Origin of the sequence: Photobacterium sp. J15, assembly GCF_963870815.1 — a bacterium.
Classification (GTDB): Bacteria; Pseudomonadota; Gammaproteobacteria; order Enterobacterales; family Vibrionaceae; genus Photobacterium; species Photobacterium marinum.
The window spans coordinates 3,506,833-3,524,166 of the sequence record NZ_CAWMUI010000001.1; the positions used below are offsets into that span (position 1 = coordinate 3,506,833).

The 17,334-nt window shown below is 50.2% G+C and carries 18 protein-coding genes; 3 read left to right on the forward strand and 15 right to left on the reverse strand.

What is annotated here, in order from left to right; genetic code table 11:
• Positions 1-67 precede the first annotated feature (67 nt).
• A complete protein-coding gene (locus tag AACQ93_RS15740) occupies positions 68-472 on the reverse strand; it encodes an OsmC family protein (protein WP_007469257.1) in 405 nt (134 codons plus the stop codon).
• A 272-nt stretch (positions 473-744) separates the two neighbouring features.
• On the opposite strand from AACQ93_RS15740, the gene crp reads away from it, so the two are divergent.
• Both crp and AACQ93_RS15750 read left to right on the forward strand, forming a co-directional pair.
• A complete protein-coding gene (crp, locus tag AACQ93_RS15745) occupies positions 745-1,377 on the forward strand; it encodes a cAMP-activated global transcriptional regulator CRP (protein ID WP_036801200.1) in 633 nt (210 codons plus the stop codon).
• A gap of 241 nt (positions 1,378-1,618) precedes the next feature.
• Entirely contained in the window at positions 1,619-1,822 is a 204-nt protein-coding gene (locus tag AACQ93_RS15750) for a hypothetical protein (RefSeq protein WP_064606103.1), read from the forward strand.
• Positions 1,823-1,896: 74 nt separating this feature from the next.
• Here the strand turns inward: AACQ93_RS15750 and AACQ93_RS15755 are convergent, their stop codons facing one another.
• From AACQ93_RS15755 to rpe, 8 genes are all read right to left on the reverse strand, one after another.
• Positions 1,897-2,712 carry a DUF1338 domain-containing protein gene (locus AACQ93_RS15755; RefSeq protein WP_064606108.1) on the reverse strand — a complete coding sequence of 272 codons (816 nt, stop codon included), beginning with the start codon at positions 2,710-2,712 and terminating at the stop codon, positions 1,897-1,899.
• A 21-nt stretch (positions 2,713-2,733) separates the two neighbouring features.
• Positions 2,734-4,194: a succinylglutamate-semialdehyde dehydrogenase gene (gene astD / locus AACQ93_RS15760; protein ID WP_064606110.1), complete on the reverse strand. Its 1,461-nt coding sequence runs from the start codon at positions 4,192-4,194 to the stop codon at positions 2,734-2,736.
• Between the two features lie 15 nt (positions 4,195-4,209).
• Positions 4,210-5,229 carry an arginine N-succinyltransferase gene (astA, locus tag AACQ93_RS15765; protein ID WP_064606112.1) on the reverse strand — a complete coding sequence of 340 codons (1,020 nt, stop codon included), beginning with the start codon at positions 5,227-5,229 and terminating at the stop codon, positions 4,210-4,212.
• A gap of 157 nt (positions 5,230-5,386) precedes the next feature.
• Complete coding sequence (locus AACQ93_RS15770; protein ID WP_064606114.1) at positions 5,387-6,604, reverse strand: aspartate aminotransferase family protein; 1,218 nt, start codon at positions 6,602-6,604, stop codon at positions 5,387-5,389.
• 400 nt (positions 6,605-7,004) lie between these two features.
• Complete coding sequence (locus AACQ93_RS15775) at positions 7,005-7,589, reverse strand: aminodeoxychorismate/anthranilate synthase component II (protein ID WP_064606116.1); 585 nt, start codon at positions 7,587-7,589, stop codon at positions 7,005-7,007.
• 125 nt (positions 7,590-7,714) lie between these two features.
• A complete protein-coding gene (gene trpS / locus AACQ93_RS15780) occupies positions 7,715-8,731 on the reverse strand; it encodes a tryptophan--tRNA ligase (RefSeq protein ID WP_007469273.1) in 1,017 nt (338 codons plus the stop codon).
• A 92-nt stretch (positions 8,732-8,823) separates the two neighbouring features.
• Positions 8,824-9,513, reverse strand: coding sequence for a phosphoglycolate phosphatase (locus AACQ93_RS15785; protein WP_064606118.1), 690 nt, complete (start codon positions 9,511-9,513; stop codon positions 8,824-8,826).
• The gene (rpe, locus tag AACQ93_RS15790; protein ID WP_007469276.1) at positions 9,513-10,187 is read right to left on the reverse strand and encodes a ribulose-phosphate 3-epimerase; all 675 of its coding nucleotides are present in this window, start codon (positions 10,185-10,187) and stop codon (positions 9,513-9,515) included. Before rpe ends, AACQ93_RS15785 begins: the two co-directional genes overlap by 1 nt.
• A 196-nt stretch (positions 10,188-10,383) precedes the next feature.
• Between rpe and AACQ93_RS15795 the strand changes: the two genes are divergently transcribed.
• Complete coding sequence (locus AACQ93_RS15795) at positions 10,384-10,605, forward strand: DUF2970 domain-containing protein (RefSeq protein ID WP_007469278.1); 222 nt, start codon at positions 10,384-10,386, stop codon at positions 10,603-10,605.
• A 31-nt stretch (positions 10,606-10,636) separates the two neighbouring features.
• On the opposite strand, the gene dam is transcribed toward AACQ93_RS15795, so the two are convergent.
• The 6 genes from dam to AACQ93_RS15825 all read right to left on the reverse strand — a co-directional run bounded on the left by dam (position 10,637) and on the right by AACQ93_RS15825 (position 17,333).
• Positions 10,637-11,461, reverse strand: coding sequence for an adenine-specific DNA-methyltransferase (gene dam / locus AACQ93_RS15800; protein ID WP_064606120.1), 825 nt, complete (start codon positions 11,459-11,461; stop codon positions 10,637-10,639).
• A gap of 108 nt (positions 11,462-11,569) precedes the next feature.
• The gene (locus tag AACQ93_RS15805; protein WP_064606122.1) at positions 11,570-13,123 is read right to left on the reverse strand and encodes an AAA family ATPase; all 1,554 of its coding nucleotides are present in this window, start codon (positions 13,121-13,123) and stop codon (positions 11,570-11,572) included.
• 14 nt (positions 13,124-13,137) lie between these two features.
• Positions 13,138-14,217, reverse strand: coding sequence for a 3-dehydroquinate synthase (gene aroB, locus AACQ93_RS15810; protein ID WP_064606124.1), 1,080 nt, complete (start codon positions 14,215-14,217; stop codon positions 13,138-13,140).
• Positions 14,218-14,236: 19 nt separating this feature from the next.
• Positions 14,237-14,758, reverse strand: coding sequence for a shikimate kinase AroK (aroK, locus tag AACQ93_RS15815; RefSeq protein ID WP_007469286.1), 522 nt, complete (start codon positions 14,756-14,758; stop codon positions 14,237-14,239).
• Between the two features lie 310 nt (positions 14,759-15,068).
• Complete coding sequence (locus AACQ93_RS15820; protein WP_064606126.1) at positions 15,069-16,784, reverse strand: type IV pilus secretin PilQ; 1,716 nt, start codon at positions 16,782-16,784, stop codon at positions 15,069-15,071.
• Between the two features lie 18 nt (positions 16,785-16,802).
• Positions 16,803-17,333, reverse strand: coding sequence for a pilus assembly protein PilP (locus AACQ93_RS15825; protein WP_064606128.1), 531 nt, complete (start codon positions 17,331-17,333; stop codon positions 16,803-16,805).
• Position 17,334: the final 1 nt, after the last annotated feature.

A 17,334-nucleotide genomic window follows, 5' to 3' on the forward strand; every position in this document is an offset into this window, starting at 1 on the left:
AATTATCTATATCGAGTAACGAGAAAAGAGTATCTCGTTACTCGTTAAAAGATTGAAGATCAATCAGTTACGCCTTAATAACCTCATAAGAATGGGTCATCTCAACCCCTTCACCCAGCATCAGGCACACTGAACAGTATTTCTGCAGTGAGTCAGCAACAGTTTTGGCAACGACCGCTTCATCCAGATCATGTCCGGTCACCACAAAGTGCAGGTTTGCGGAGGTAAACAGGCGCGGTGCCTGTTCGCGGCGGACGGAAGAAATTTGTGCTTCACAGGCGGTAATTTTCTGTCCGGCAGACTTCAGGCCGTCGACCACATCCACAGAGCTGCAACCACCGGCAGCCATCAAAACCATTTCCATCGGACTTGGTGCTTTTTCACCACCATTGCCATCCATTACGATGCTATGTCCTGAATTTGACTGCCCCAAAAAGGTCATTTCCTCGACCCATTTCACTCTCGATTGCATGACTTTCTCCTTACTAAAATCAGGCGGTTTTGGCACATGATTACACAGTTGTGATCATGTGCACACTTATGACTACAAAATGGCCTTTTCAGATAGATCAATATCAAGAAATACAGGCCGAAAAAAGATAAACTCTGAAACTAATTATTCAAGTGAGCTTGCAGCCCAGCGGCTGACTGAATATCCTAAAGGCAAACAATTTTATTGTTAGGCCCAGCTTCAATTTTTAGGGATGTCGTTGTTGGGCAACAAACGCAGAGGAAGTTAGTAATATGGTTCCAGGTAAACCTCAAACAGATCCAACTCTAGAGTGGTTTCTTTCCCATTGCCACATTCACAAGTACCCTTCAAAGAGCACTTTGATCCACGCAGGTGAGAAAGCTGAAACTCTCTACTACATCGTCAAAGGTTCTGTTGCCGTATTGATCAAGGATGAAGAAGGCAAGGAGATGATCCTGTCTTACCTAAACCAAGGTGACTTCATCGGTGAGCTTGGTCTGTTTGAAGAAGGTCAGGAACGTACCGCTTGGGTTCGTGCCAAAACACCTTGTGAAGTAGCAGAAATCTCATTCAAGAAATTCCGCCAGCTGATTCAGGTTAACCCTGACATCCTGATGCGTCTATCAGCTCAGATGGCGAGCCGCCTGCAGGTAACCAGCCAGAAAGTTGGCGACCTTGCATTCCTGGATGTAACCGGTCGTATCGCACAGACACTGCTGAACCTGGCAAAACAGCCAGATGCAATGACTCACCCAGACGGTATGCAGATCAAGATCACTCGTCAGGAAATCGGTCAGATTGTTGGCTGTTCACGTGAAACGGTTGGCCGTATCCTGAAGATGCTTGAAGAGCAGAACCTGATCTCGGCACACGGTAAAACTATCGTTGTCTACGGTACGCGCTAAGCGAACCATCCAGACATGAATGACAAAAAGCCGCTTGATGCGGCTTTTTTTGTTGCTGCGATCATACCACCGGGGAATCATTCCAATTTTATCAGGCATAATTTGCTACCTCGCTCACTGACTCACCTCTTGCGATCCCCTTTATTAATGCTACATTGTGCATATCTTTCAAGTATGACCTGCTCCGGTTCCGGGATGGAAGGAGACCATCAGGACCGAGTGGGACGACAGGACACAGGATATGGATATCGAGCGCTTTGCCCCCAACGCGGGTTCAACAATTCCCTCAGTTATTGCCAACCTACCCCCGACCGTAGAGCTGACCGGTTTCAGTGATCAGCGTCACTATCTGGAACAGCATGCCATCTTCACCAGGCAGCATCGGCGAACTACTACGAACGGCGAATTTGACTGTCCTTCACTCGACAGCCACTGTGGTCACTAACTACTTAAAACAGAAAAAAGCCCCACTGTCTCGTAACCGTGGGGCTTGTCATACTCTCTAAACTGCCTTTGTCATTAGTAATCGACCAAAGGCGGCTGGCTATTGGTGCTTTCAAAAATTTTATCGGCCGATGCCGCCACAAACCCCTGGTACAGTTCACCGTCTTCCATCGGGTAACGCTTGGCAAACTCATAAAAACCGCCGGGGATGGTATGAACACCATCAAGGAATTGTACCGGCACCTTATCCGCCATGGTGGAGGACTGTTCCAGCATATCCTGCGGGCTGCCTTTAACTTCGCCCCCCGACTCATTGATCACAAAACCGTTATGAAGCAGCAGGTGGTTCACTTCATGGACCTCGGTGAACTGCTCCAACTGGTTAATGCTGACCGTAAAATGATTGGCCCCGAAACCATGAGCTGCCACCCAGCCAGCATATTCACTTTCTGCAGACAAAAGCTCATAGGTTTTAAAATCCAAATCCCACAGGCGGCCACCATAGAGGAAAGCCGGATCATGCATCGCTGCCTCCGGCACCTGGTTCACCAAATCGCGAACCGTTTCCTGCAACAAGGAAGAAAACTGCCCGACCATCAACTCACTGATAAACACTTTTGGTGCCAGCGGATTCGGGTGCTCAAAGTGTTCAGCATAGAGCTTCTTGGCTTCAAAATGGTATTTCCCACAAGGTTTGTAGCCGATAGCAATAAAAGGAGCCGCCAGCCGGTCGAAGCCGACCTGCGGCAGATTGAAGGTACGCAGGGCAATATGGTCATTAAGCAGCGGCTCATCTTCTTCGAGCAGATCATGAACCTGTGCGGCCGATGGACAGAGCCGCTCGGTGTAATCCTTCCACAATGCATCAAACAGTTGCTCGACTCTTTCCATGATGACGCTCCCCTTCTGTTATTACAAAGTAATACCCGGTGACAGCTGTGACGGCAGCTCGGTTTGCTCCCCTTCCATTGATGCCATAGGATAAGCGCAATAATCTGCCGCGTAGTACGCACTCGGCCTCAGGTTACCTGACGCCCCCGGACCACCGAACGGCGCATCACCACTGGCACCGGTCAGCTGGCGGTTACGATTCACAATACCGGCACGGATATGATCAATAAAGTACCGCCATTCATCATCATCCGTTGATACCAACCCTGCTGACAGACCATAACGGGTATCATTTGCCAATGTGACAGCCTGTTCTAAATCCCGGTAGCGGACTACCTGCAACAACGGGCCAAAGTACTCTTCATCTGGCAGTTCTGCTACCTGGCTGACTTCGACAATCGCCGGGGTGACAATCGCCCCCTGGCCACGTTTAGCTTCCAGTAGGATTTTTCCGCCAAGGTTCACCAGCTTGTCCTGAGCCAGGATAATGTTATCGGCGGCAGCCTCGGAAATCTGTGGTCCCATAAACGGCTGCGGCTCGGCAAACGGACCGTCAATTCTCAGCTCAGCGGTTGCTTCTACCAGCCGTTGCAACAGCGCATCTCCTTCATCACCTTGTGGCAGGTAAAGGCGACGGGCACAGGTACAGCGCTGACCGGCACTGATAAACGCTGATTGAATAATAGTGTAGACAGTCGCGTCCAACCCGCCATAGTGTTTCGAAATCACCATCGGGTTGTTACCTCCCATCTCCAGAGCCAGCATCTTACCCGGATGACCAGCAAACTGACGATGGAGGATATGGCCGGTATTGGCACTGCCGGTAAAGAGCAGTCCATCAATGCCAGCCGAACCTGCCAGTGCCTCACCGGTTGCCCGGCCGCCCTGAACAAGGTTAATCACCCCATCAGGCAATCCCGCTTCCTGCCACAGTTTCATCATCTCTTCCGCCACTTTCGGCGTCAGCTCTGACGGCTTGAAAACTACGGTATTGCCAGCTAACAAAGCAGGTACGATATGGCCGTTTGGCAGATGCCCCGGGAAGTTATAAGGCCCGAATACCGCCATGACTCCCAGCGGACGATGACGCAACACAGCCTGGGTACTTCCGGCCACCTCTTTCTGCCGGAAACCGGTCCGTTCCTCATATGCCCGCAATGAGATACCTATTTTGCCTACCATCGCCGCCGCTTCAGTCCGGGTTTCCCACAGCGGCTTGCCGGTTTCTTCTGCGATAGTGCGTGCTACCTCTTCGCCGTTAAGCTTTACCAGCTCAGCAAAACGCTCAACAACCGCCTGACGCTCGGCAAAGCTCTTCTTGCGCCAGCCAACCAGTGCCTGCCGGGCACAGGCCACCGCCTGCTCAACCTGCTCGGCAGTCGCTCCCTGGCCATGCCAAATCACCTCCCCGCTAAACGGGTTGTGTGACTGCATCACTTCACCTTTACCCGGCAACCAGTTACCTGCAATCCACTGTGTCATCTTGTTCTCCCCGTCTTACGATTGCGCGATCAAGCGAACCTGATCGCCGTTCTTAACCTGCAAAGCCTCTGCAACCTCAGCACTAACGACTACTATCTGCTCATCGTTTTCAAAACGGACTTTGGCGGCCACAGCGCGGAAGTTGTCAAAAGAGACGTTGCTGACCAAGCAATCCCGTCCGTTACCCGGCTCACCAATCGACACGGTACAGCGCTGGGAATGACGCACCGACTCAATATTTCGCACATCACACTCAACCGTCGGACCGGCATCAAAGATGTCGACATAACCACGGCAGGTAAACCCTTCCTGCTCCAACAAACGTAATGCCGGGCGGGTTTTCTCATGCACCTCACCGATAACAGCCTGGGCTTCGTCACTCAGCAAGTTGACGTAAATCGGCAACTTCGGCATCAAATCAGCGATAAAGCCTTTCTTACCTATCCCGGTCAGATAATCAGCCAGGGTGAAATCAATCGAGAAGAAATGCTCTTTCAGCCATTGCCAGAACGGCGAGTTCCCTTCTTCATCCGAGACGCCGCGCATTTCCGCGATAACCGTTTTATCAAAGCGCTCAGAATGTTCGGCCATCATCAAAAAGCGACACTTAGACAACAGGCGGCCATTCGAGCCGTGACGCCACTCCGGACGCAGGAATAAGGTACAAAGCTCACTGACCCCGGTGTAATCATTACCGAACGTCAGCACCTTCACCACATTATGGACATTGAGGCGACGTGATGAATGCACCACGGTACTCAAGTGATAAGTATAAAAAGGGGTATCCAACCCGATTGCGGCCTCTATTGCTGTGGTGCCGGCCACTTCACCGGTTTCTGTATCTTCAGCCACCATCAGGTAGCCTTCAGACCCCGGTTTGGTCACCTCTTTGGCAAAACTCTCAATTGAATGCGCGATCTTGTTATTCAGGATCTCTTCATTCACCGGCAGTGAAGTAAAACCATGACCTGACTCTTCGGCACATTGCAGCAGTGCCGGCAGATCGGCTTCAGTAATAGGACGTATAACCAGCATCGTACTCCCTCCTGATGCAGGTAGCGGGCAATGCCGCTAGCTAATCGTGATTAAACAATGGTTCTCCTGCCCGGAAGTGTAGTGGGCAGGCTTTATCAGGCAGCCCGGCTCCTGCCAGCCGCCCGATAGTCCCTGTAGAATGTAGTAATGTCTGCAATTAAGACTGGTGCAGTTTGGCGATAGCACGCTCAAGACGGGCCATGCCTTCATCAATATCAGCTTTATCAATCACCAGTGACGGCGTGAAACGCACCACATTTGGCCCAGCAACCAATACCATCAACCCTTCCTCACCGGCAGCCAGCAGAATGTCACGGGCACGCCCCTGCCACTGATCATTGAGAGCAGCACCTAAAAGCAGACCTTTACCGCGCACTTCAGAAAACGTCGGGAACTTGTCATTGATGCTCTCAAGCGCTTCGCGGAACCACAGTTCACGCTGTGCTACCCCTTCCAGCACTTCAGGTTTGGTCACCTCATCGACCACCGCTTCGGCGACAGCGCAGGCCAGCGGGTTACCGCCATAAGTTGAACCGTGAGTACCCACTTTTAGATGCTTGGCTAGCTCCGAAGTTGTCAGCATGGCACCTATCGGGAAACCACCACCCAGAGATTTAGCGGTGCTGAGGATATCCGGCGTGACGCCAAGCCCTTGGTAGGCATAGAAGTTACCGGTACGACCGTTACCCGTCTGCACCTCATCAAAAATCAGCAGGGCATTGTGCTTGTCACACAGCTCACGGACGCCCTGAATAAATTCACTGGTCGGTGAAATAATCCCGCCTTCCCCCTGAAGCGGCTCCATCATCACAGCACAGGTACGCTCTGACATGTGCTCCGCCAACCCTTCAAGATCGTTGTAGGCCAGATGGGTGACATCGCCCGGCTTCGGCCCGAAGCCGTCAGAATAAGCCGCCTGACCACCGACGGTAACCGTAAAGAATGTCCGGCCGTGGAAACCCTGCTGGAAGGAGATGATTTCTGATTTTTCCGGACCAAATTTATCCGCAGCATATCGACGGGCCAGCTTTAAGGCCGCCTCATTAGCTTCAGCGCCGGAGTTGGCAAAAAAGACTTTCTCAGCAAAGCAATGCTCTGTCAGCTTCTTCGCCAGACGCAGCGCCGGTTCGTTGGTCATGACATTACTCAAGTGCCACAATTTGCCCGCCTGCGCCTTAAGTGCACCAACCATTGCAGGATGACAATGCCCCAGACAGCTCACTGCAATACCGCCAGCAAAATCGATATATTCGCGGTCATCCTGATCCCACACTCGAGAACCCTGACCTTTAACCGGAATGATTTGCATTGGTGAATAACAAGGCACCATCACCTCATCAAACAACTGACGTCCTACTTTGTGCTCCATCGTCATCATCGTATCCTTCTGTGATTTTTACCTTAAGCATAGTATTTACATTTTATTAACCAATTCCAATAGCAGAATATTTTTTTATCTCAACTTTTGGTTGGCTTATTCGCTAAAACAAACATACTTATGCACACTTAAGGAAAAATTATTAACCCCCTCTGGGAAAAAAGTCTCTTTCCACATAGGAAAGTGTTTTTCCTTCCGACCTAAACACGCATAAAATTTCCACAGAAAAAATGCAGGCAAAAATAAACAGAATGTTAAGAAAAGTGAGGGAGATCGCGCAAATCTTCGGGCTTTTGCCTTATAAGCCGCATTTATCGGTACGGATTTACGCCATAAAGCAGATAGAGAAACCACTAATTAGTGGCTTAGAGCAGGATAAAATGCTGGGGATATAAGATCAGGCAGCCTTTCGGCGAAGAAAGTTAGCCAGAAGCTGATGGCCCTGCTCGGTCAGAATGCTCTCGGGATGGAACTGAACCCCTTCAATTGGCAAAGACTTATGAGCAATACCCATGATCTCGTCAAATTCACCGTCCAGCTCTGTCCAGGCGGTAACCTCAAAACAGTCCGGCAGGGTATCCGCTTTGACGACCAGCGAATGATAGCGGGTGACGGTCAGCGGATTGTTCAATCCGGCAAATACGCTGCGGCCGGTATGTACTACAGGTGATGTCTTGCCGTGCATTACCTGGCGGGCCCGTACCACTTCAGCCCCGAAAATCTGGGCTATCGACTGGTGTCCGAGGCACACACCCAGGATCGGCAGCTTACCGGCAAAATGCTCAATCGCCCGAAGGGAAATCCCGGCTTCATTCGGCGTACACGGCCCAGGGGAAATCACCAGGTGAGACGGTGCCAGCGCTTCAATGCCTGCAAGATCGATTTCGTTGTTACGCACAACTTTCACCTGCGCACCCAACTCACAAAAATACTGGTACAGGTTATAAGTAAAAGAGTCGTAGTTATCGATGATCAGCAGCATTAGATACGTCAGCTCCCTGAGTGGATTGGCGGTCTATTTTGCTACAGGGAAACAGAAAGGCAAGTCATGAAGAAAAAAACCGGCCAAAAGGCCGGTTTCAAAGCAAAATCGCAGGGAAAAAGCCATTAAGGACGGGCCACAAAACCCACCGCTTCGTAAGCTTTCTTCAGCGTTACCGCAGCACGGGCAGACGCTTTTTCTGCACCGGCTTTCATTACTGAATCCATGTAAGCACGGTCTTCGCGAATACGCTTGTATTCAGCCTGTACCGGCTCCAGCATCGCAACGATAGCTTCACCCACGTCTTTCTTGAACGGGCCGTACATCTCTACACCTTTGTACTGGGCTTCAATCTCTTCAAACGACTTACCGGTCGCGGCAGAGTACAACCCCATCAGGTTAGAAATACCGGCTTTGTTCTCCAGATCGTGTGCAATGCGTGGCGGATTTTCCGGATCCGTCTGCGCCTTGTTGATCTTCTTGATGATCGACTTCGGCTCTTCCAGCAGGGTAATTACGTTCTTGCGGTTGGCATCTGACTTGGACATTTTTTTGGTAGCGTCCTGCAGGCTCATTACACGCGCGCCCACTTGCGGAATATAAGGCTCCGGCACCTGGAAGATTTCTTCGTCGTTGCCGTAAATGTTGTTGAAACGGATAGCGATATCGCGAGCCAGCTCCAGATGCTGCTTCTGATCACTACCAACCGGCACTTGGTGAGCACCGTACAGCAGGATATCTGCCGCCATCAGTACCGGGTAGTCGAACAGACCGACGTTAACGTCGTTTGCGTGGCGCTGCGACTTGTCTTTGAACTGGGTCATACGGCTCAGCTCACCCATTTGGGTGTAGCAGTTCAGCAACCAGCCAAGCTGGGCATGCTCAGGCACGTGCGACTGAACGAACAGTGTGCTCTTCTTAGGGTCAACACCAACAGCAAGACAAACCGCCAGCGCATCCAGCGTTGCTTCACGCAGTGCTTGAGGATCCTGGCGTACAGTGATGGCGTGTAGATCGACAACACAGTACTGGCAATCATAATCATCCTGCATCTGTTCCCACTGACGCAGCGCACCCAGATAGTTACCGATACTTAATTCGCCAGAAGGCTGCACGCCACTCAATACAATGGGTTTAGTCATGATGAGATTTTCCTATGTCACTCAAATAAGCAGCGGCTTTCGCCGCTGACTAAAATTCAAAACTTGCTGTCAGCCAATTGGGGCTGAACGTACTAGCTGCCTAGTTTAACCACATCTGCCAGCAGGCTGAAGTGATCCAGCACAATATCGGGATCACTGGCACTGATTGGCTGGCCATAGTTGTAGCCATAGGTCAGTCCGACAACATAACATGTTGCCGCTTTACCCGCCAAGATATCATTGCGCGAATCACCGACCATCAGCATCTCTGAAGCCGCCAGCTGATGTTTTTCCATCAACCAGTGCAAGGCATATGGATCCGGCTTTTTCAACGGGAAAGTGTCACCACCGATCACATCGACAAAATAGTCGGCAATACCATGTTGCTCGAGCAGATGCGGTACAAACTGGGATGGCTTGTTGGTCACAATCGCCATCGGCACGCCAGCCTGATGGAATGCTGCCAGGGTTTCTTTTACCCCCGGGTACAACTTGCTCTGTTTATGGCCGCCTTCTTCATAAAAACGGTTAAACAGTTGGCGGGCCTCTCGATGCAGAGCCGGATCCAAATCCGGGTCGATTTCCTGGCTGCGGCTCAATGCCCGGCTGATCAGAATATCAGCACCATTACCAATCCAGGTCGTCACCTGCTCAACCGTTACCGGCGGAAAACCCAGGGCCTGAACGGCCTTGTCAGTTGCATCAGCCAGATCAGGAACGCTGTCGATCAGCGTTCCATCAAGGTCGAAAGCAATAAAACGAATACCTTCGAGATGTGCCATTAACGCGTTACCTTAGCCAGCTCTGCACGCATTTCATCAATAACAGCTTTGTAATCCGGCTGGCTGAAAATAGCAGAACCGGCAACAAACATATCAGCTCCCGCTTCAGCGATTTCACGAATGTTGTCGACTTTCACGCCACCATCAATTTCCAGGCGGATCTTACGACCAGAAGCATCAATGCGCTTACGCACTTCGCGCAGCTTATCCATAGTAGACGGAATAAATGACTGACCACCGAAGCCAGGGTTAACTGACATCAGCAGGATCAGATCTACTTTATCCATGATGTAGTCAAGGTAATGCAGCGGCGTTGCCGGGTTAAATACTACACCCGCCTGACAGCCGTGTTCTTTAATCAGCTGCAGAGTGCGGTCAAGGTGGTCGGTTGCCTCGGCATGCACCGTGATCATAGTGGCGCCGGCCTTGGCAAAGTCAGGGATAATACGGTCAACAGGCTTGACCATAAGGTGCACATCAATCGGAGCGGTAATACCGTAGTCACGCAGTGCCTTGCACACCGGGGCCCCAAAAGTCAGGTTCGGCACATAGTGATTGTCCATCACATCAAAGTGCACGACATCGGCACCTGCAGCCAGTACTTTCTCGACATCTTCACCAAGACGGGCAAAGTCTGCAGACAGGATAGATGGAGCGATCAAAAAGTCCTTCATGTTCAGCCTCTATACGGTACATACGAAAACGTTATCGAAATCGACGCAATTCTACCCGATCCGGCTAATGTTGTCTTATATCACACCAAATAATTACCAGAGCAATAAGTAAGGAAGAAATAGAGAAGCCAAGTGCAAGGTACAAGGTGCGAAAAATATTGAGAAGATAACCGTAATCAACGAGAGAAGGAGCAAAATGCGCGAAACATCAGAGCAAGAACAGAAACCGACTGGCAAGAAAAAGAACCTTGCGCTCAGTGTAGCCGCAGCTTTGTTTGGTGTGCAGTCAGAGCAAAACCGCCAACAGGATTTCAGCGAAAAAAGCCCTTGGCCATTTATTGCTGCCGGTATTGTCGCTATTGCAATCTTTATCGGGCTGCTGCTTGCCATTGTTATGGCCGTGACGGCAACCCGCTAATAACAGGTCCAGTTACTTCAAGAAGAGTAAATCAGGAAGAAGTTGGCTTGAACAACGCCAGCAGTTCATCCACCTTATTACGACCACCGCCATTACGGCTGATTGTGCGCTTAACCTTCACCACCGACAACTCCGCACCATGGTATAGGCGACGGGTCAACGTAGTGTCATGGTTCGAGATCAGTACCGGAATATCACGCTCTGCCGCAGCTTTCTCAGCAACATCAGCCAGTGCAGCCTGATCATCCAGGCTAAAACCATTACCGGCATAAGAGGTAAAGTTTGCCGTGGTCGACAGCGGTGCATATGGCGGATCGCAATAAATCACGCAACCTTTACGAGCTCGGGAAAAAGTCTGTTGGTAACCTTCACAAACAAAAGTGGCACGCTTGGCTTTTTCAGCAAACGCGTACATTTCCTCTTCCGGGAAATACGGCTTTTTATAAGAGCCGAACGGCACATTGAAACCACCCTTTTTGTTATAACGACACAAGCCGTTAAAACCATGACGGTTCATATAAAGGAAATACAACGAACGCTGATACGGATCTCGCGATTGATTGAACTCATCGCGGATTTCCAGGTAGGCCCCTTTTTGGTTGAACTCCGGAGTAAACATCGCCCTGGCATCTTTAACAAATTGCTCAGGCTTTTCCTTGAGGATATTGTACAGGTTGATCAGATCCGGGTTGATATCAGCCAGCAGATACTGCTCAAAGTCCGTATTCAAAAATACCGAACCGGCCCCGACAAACGGCTCAACCAATTTCCGTGCAGGTGGCAAATGACGCTCGATTTCCTCGACCAGAGAGTACTTCCCCCCAGCCCATTTAAGGAATGCTCGTTGCTTTTTCATTCAGCTACCCACCACCAATACCGATATTGTTACGAAAGGTGGCGGATTGTACCTCATTTCACACCCGGTCTGATACCAATTCACGTAAATATCTGCTAACTGGTGCGATTATTTCACCCGATCAATTTCACGGTGGATTTGCGCATAAGATTTCACCCATGGCTGCACAGCTTGAAGCCTTTGCGGCAAACGGGTTTCTGCCTTACGTGCTGAAATCATATCAGGGTAATCACCGGTGATAATAATGAACCAGGGTTCACCGTTACGGCGGGTTTCATAGATAGTCGCGATCCGGGAAATATCATATTCGGCAATAAACTGATTCGCCGCCGACATCGACTTCAGAGCGGCCAACTGCAACGCATAATGGCGACGATCCACAGTTTTCAGCTCAGCACCCGGCACAGAACGGCGGGCACTTGGCTGTGCTGCAACAACGGCTACCGGAGCAACCTCTTCCGGCGGAGCCTGAGAAACAGAAGGTCTTGCATCCGAAGCGGTTTCCGAAACCGGAGCTGTTTGCTCTTCCAGCATATCAGAGACAGCCGTTTCAACATCAGGCCGCATCGCCAGAGCCTGCTCTCCGGTACCACCCTGCTCCTGTTCGGTGATCATGGCATCAACCACATCGGAAGGCACTACTACTCGCTTGCTCTCTTCGCTGTTGCGCCCAACCGTTAGTCCTTCAGTCACCACCTGAGGTGGCAGCGAATCAGTATCATCCTCCATTCGCTCTTCAACCACTTCCGTTTCCGGTTGCGATAGTGGTGTTTCTTCAGCGGCGATCAACTCCTGTTGGTCAAAACGCCCGCTCGACAATACAGGTTCCGGCAGAGTTTCATCGTCCTGTGGTTCACTCTGCTCAGCAACAGAAGCTGGCTCATCACCCGGAATAAACATAAACGCCACGCCGGCAGCCACCAGTGCCAGTAATGCCACCAGCAGCAACATCGGGGAAATTTTACGTGAAGAAGAACCTGCCATATTCGTCTGCTCCGTTTGCTGAAGCTGCATCAAGGCGCCCGGTGTCGGTGCCGTTGCTGCCGCTTTTTCTTTAATAGATCGCCTTCCTGGCGCGTCCAGCCTATCGCTGGCAAAAATCACTTCGACAAAGGTTTGTACTTCTTGTTCCGTTAAATCGGTAATTTCCAGTTCAAGCGGTGCCTGTCCCTGACCATGAGACACCCGGCTCAGATACTTATCCAACTTACCGCTTTGGCTAAACAATAGCACATTGACCTGCCACCCCGGGCGAGCCTGCGCGCTCTGTACCAGCGCCCAAAGCTCGGCAATCAGAGACGGGCTGAGTAACTGTGCATCATCAATAACAATCAACAGGTTAGCACCACTGTCAACAAACAGCCGATCAACACTCTGCTGCAGCGGATCCTGCTCATTGAAGACGGCTTGAAAAGCCAGTTGCTTAAGAATAATAGAACGATGCTGGCTGTCATTCTGGGCCGGATGACACATTAACAGCGCCTGGTTACTATTACCGGCCCATTGGTCAAGGTAACGCTGAGCCAGCCAGGTCTTACCGGCGCCTTCACGGCCGGTGATCTGAATAAGGTTGGAACTAAAACGAGTAAGAAATTGAATACGGGAAAGAAGTTGGATCTGGCTGTCCAGATCCAGCATGGCGACCTGAATGTCACGCGTCATGGTAATTCACAGCTTCAAGCATGAATCACACGGCGCAGGACCTCATGGGGTACGTCGGCAACTACTTCAGCACTACCAATCGAAGTTGGCAGTATCAGCCTGAGCTGGCCGGACAATACTTTCTTGTCCCGCATCATGTGTTTCATAAAACAATCAAAATCCATCGATGCCGGTGCTTCAACCGGCAAGTTGGCCCTTTCCAGCAGGCGAGTAATTCGCTGGACATCGCCTTCTGACAGCAAACCGTGAAGGAAAGCTGTCTGTGCCGCCTGAACGGTACCGGCTGCGACAGCTTCACCGTGCAACCAGTTACCATAGCCCATCTCAGCTTCAATAGCATGACCAAAAGTATGACCAAGATTCAGCAGAGCACGAACACCGGACTCTTTCTCATCCGCAGCAACGACATCAGCCTTGATTTGACAACACCGGCCAATCGCATAAGAAAGTGCTTCATTATCGAGTGCCTGCAGCTTTTCGATGTTTTGCTCCAGCCAGGTAAAAAAGTCAGCATCTGCGATAATACCGTACTTAATCACCTCAGCCATACCGGCAGCAAACTCTCGCTCAGGCAGGGTTTTCAAGCAGTAGTTATCAATGACTACTGCCTTGGGCTGATAAAATGCCCCAATCATATTCTTGCCCAGCGGGTGGTTCACGGCAGTTTTACCACCAACGGAAGAGTCCACCTGAGAGAGCAAGGTTGTCGGCACTTGGATAAAATCAACGCCGCGCTGGTAGCTTGCGGCAGCAAATCCCACCACATCACCAATTACGCCGCCTCCAAGTGCGACAATCACCACATCACGACCATAATTGCCCTCAAGCAGAAAAGTCATGATCCGGTTGAAAGTATCAAGCGTCTTATACTGTTCGCCGTCAGGCAGCGACAGCAGAGCAACATCACATAGGAGAGAGCGGATGGTCGCCATTACCTGTTCGGCATACAATGGCGCCACCGTTTCGTTACTGACCACGACAACACGTCGTCCGGCCTGGATGGCAGAGGAAAATAGCGCCGGGTCATTGAATAACTCGGCGCCGATTGAGATTGGGTAGCTTCTGTCACCTAAATTGACGTTGATCCGTTCCATGGTCAGCTTCTCTATGTGATTAACGCTCTTCAAGCATCTTGATGATTTGGTTAGCCACTACTTTAGCACTCTGATCATCAGTACGTACTACATAGTCGGCAACTTCTTCGTACAAAGGATTACGTTCCTCTGCAAGCGCTTCCAGCACGTCACGTGGTTCTTCCGGTGTCTGAAGCAGTGGACGCTTCTTATCACGCTGAGTACGTGCCAACTGTTTTTCGATAGTTGTTTCAAGGTAAACCACAATACCACGAGCAGACAGGCGGTTTCGGTTCTCCTTGCTTTTCACAGAACCGCCACCTGTAGCAAGAACGATACCCTGCTCCTGAGTCAGGTCATTAATCACCTTCTCCTCACGAACACGAAAACCATCTTCACCTTCGACATCGAATACCCAGCTGATATCAGCTCCGGTACGTTCTTCGATCACTGTATCAGAATCGAAGAATTCCATATGTAGTTGCTGTGCCAGATGTCGACCAATAGTGCTTTTGCCGGCACCCATTGGGCCGACCAGGAAAATATTTCGTTTTTCAGCCATTTTTAGCAAATTTACGCGCGGTTAATAAAACGACACCGCCCGCAGGCTATCAATAAAATAAGCCCGAGGCGCCAACTTCCTCACATTTATTCGTGATTAAGACCGAAAATTATCTCAGGACTCGGTGTCCTTTGGCAATAGCCAGAAAGTCTCGTTGCCAATTAATTCCCCACCAACACCCGTCTACAGGTGTAAATCCGGGCAGGATAACAATAAAGAAACTAAGAAATTAACTAATTAATGCAACAAGTTAAAGGCGACAAACGGCAATATCCCATGCCCTCGTCGCCATGAGTTCCTCACATCGGACCTACTGCATCACAATCTTAGGTGTGACAAAAATCAGCAGCTCACGCTTCTTTAACTCCTTAAGTTTATGTCGGAACAGAGCTCCCAACACCGGCAAATCCCCCAGTAACGGCACTTTTTCTACTTTATTGTGAAGCTCATTCTGGAAAATACCGCCCAGTACAATGGTCTCACCGTTTTCAACCAAAACCTGGGTACCAATGCGCTGGGTTTTAATCGATACCGCCTCACCGGTACCGGTGCTCACCGTATCCCCTTTGCTGTCCTGAGTCACTACCAGATCCAGCACCAACTTATCATCCGGTGTGATCTGCGGTGTGACCATCAGGCTCAATACGGCTTTTTTAAACCCGACCGACACAGCTCCGCTCGATGATGCTTCTAGGTAAGGTATTTCAGTACCCTGTTCGATATAAGCCGTCTGCTTATTGGTCGTCATCAGGCGCGGACTGGAAATGATCTCAGCTTTATCTTCAGACTGTAACGCTGATAATTCCAAATCAAGTAGGATGTCACCCAGCTTGGCGACCTGAAAGGCAATACTGGATGCGCCCGGGGTTTGCGCGGCCAAGTTCACATTCAAAAAGTCATTTACATTAGCAGTCTGATCCAATACCCCAATTGAACCAAGGTTACTTTCAATCGAACCACCTACCGTGGTATTACCGCTGCTGCTGAGGATCCCCCAGCGCACCCCCATCTCTTCAACATCTTCATCATCGACCGATACTATTCGGGCTTCAATCTGTACCTGCTTCACCGGAATATCCAATACCTGAACGATATCCCGAATATTGGCCAGACTCTCCGGAAGATCATTGATAATCAGCGAGTTGGTTCTTTCATCCACATGCAGAGAACCCCGTGGCGACAGCATGCTGATCCCATCATCACCACCTTGTAGCAAGCACGACAAATCCGTGGCCTTGGCATAATTAATCTGAATGATTTCAGAACGCAGCGAAGCCAGTTCTTCTTCTTTGCGTTTGGCCTCCAGAGCCTGTTGCTCGTTCTGAGCCAGTTCCTGCTTCGGTGCCACCAGTACCACCGAACCCTGGATGCGTTTATCTAACCCTTTAACCTGTAAAATAATATCCAATACCTGTGGCCAGGGCACATCATCAAGGCGAAGGGTTACGTTCCCCTGCACCGAATCAGACACGACTAGGTTAAAGTCGTTATATTCAGCAATTAACTGCAAAACATTACGCACCGGTACATCCTGGAAGTTAATGGATATCGGTTTCCCCTTGTAAGCAATGGTGGCTTCTTTGTGCTGCTTTTTATCCTCCGAGACACCTTCAACCATGACATTCAACAATGAACCATTCAGGGTATAGTCATAGAGAAATGCCTTCGACATTGTAAGAACCAACCGGGAACCATTTTCGATACGAAATGTTTCCACCGACATGACAACAGTAGCAAAATCAGCCACATCAAGAACATAAACCATGTCATCACTAAGTCCCGCCCCGACGATATCAATGTACAATTTTTTCCCTGAACGACGGATATCAACCAAAGACTGCGCCTTAGCCAGCTCTACCCCCAGCACACCCTGACCTTTACCGTTACGTTTAAAGTCAATATTGGTGATCTGATTGTCCGCCACCACGCCAGCCCGGACCTGAAACGTAACAGAGAACGCCAGCAGGCAAATCACGCACAGCCAGAAGGCCGATCCGGTAATGGTTGTCGGATATTTCCTTTTCATCGTTATACTTATTCCTTTCTATACTACAGAATCAGTGGTGAGCAAAGGCAAGGTAACCGACCGCTTAAGCCAACAACCGACGCCATCAGGTAACACTTCTTCTATCTCAATACTTTTCTGACTGACCCGAAGTACTTTCCCGCTGTTCAAGCCGATATAATGCCCTTCACGTATTTTGAACAGCTGGCCCTCAGGGGTATAAATCAGCGCCCAGAGTTGCTTACCGCCACCCAAAATGCCTTTCATACTCAGCTGTTCCAGCGGATAACGCTCCAGCGGCATCTGTTTCCTGTTATGAGTAGGCTGCCAGCAGTTTTTACTCTCCCCGGTACTTTTATCTGCCTGCTCCGGCCGAGGTCGAAGAAACGGGATCCGGTCGCTGGTCATCACGAACTCATCCGCGACAAATTCGTACTGCTCCTGCAATGGCTCAACTCTTGCCTTCGCTTCATCATGCGCCTGAGCGATAAAATCCCGAATCGGCTCATCATTAGCCCTGCATCCGAGCAGCAGCGCACCAGCCAGAATCAATACACCATATCGATACATA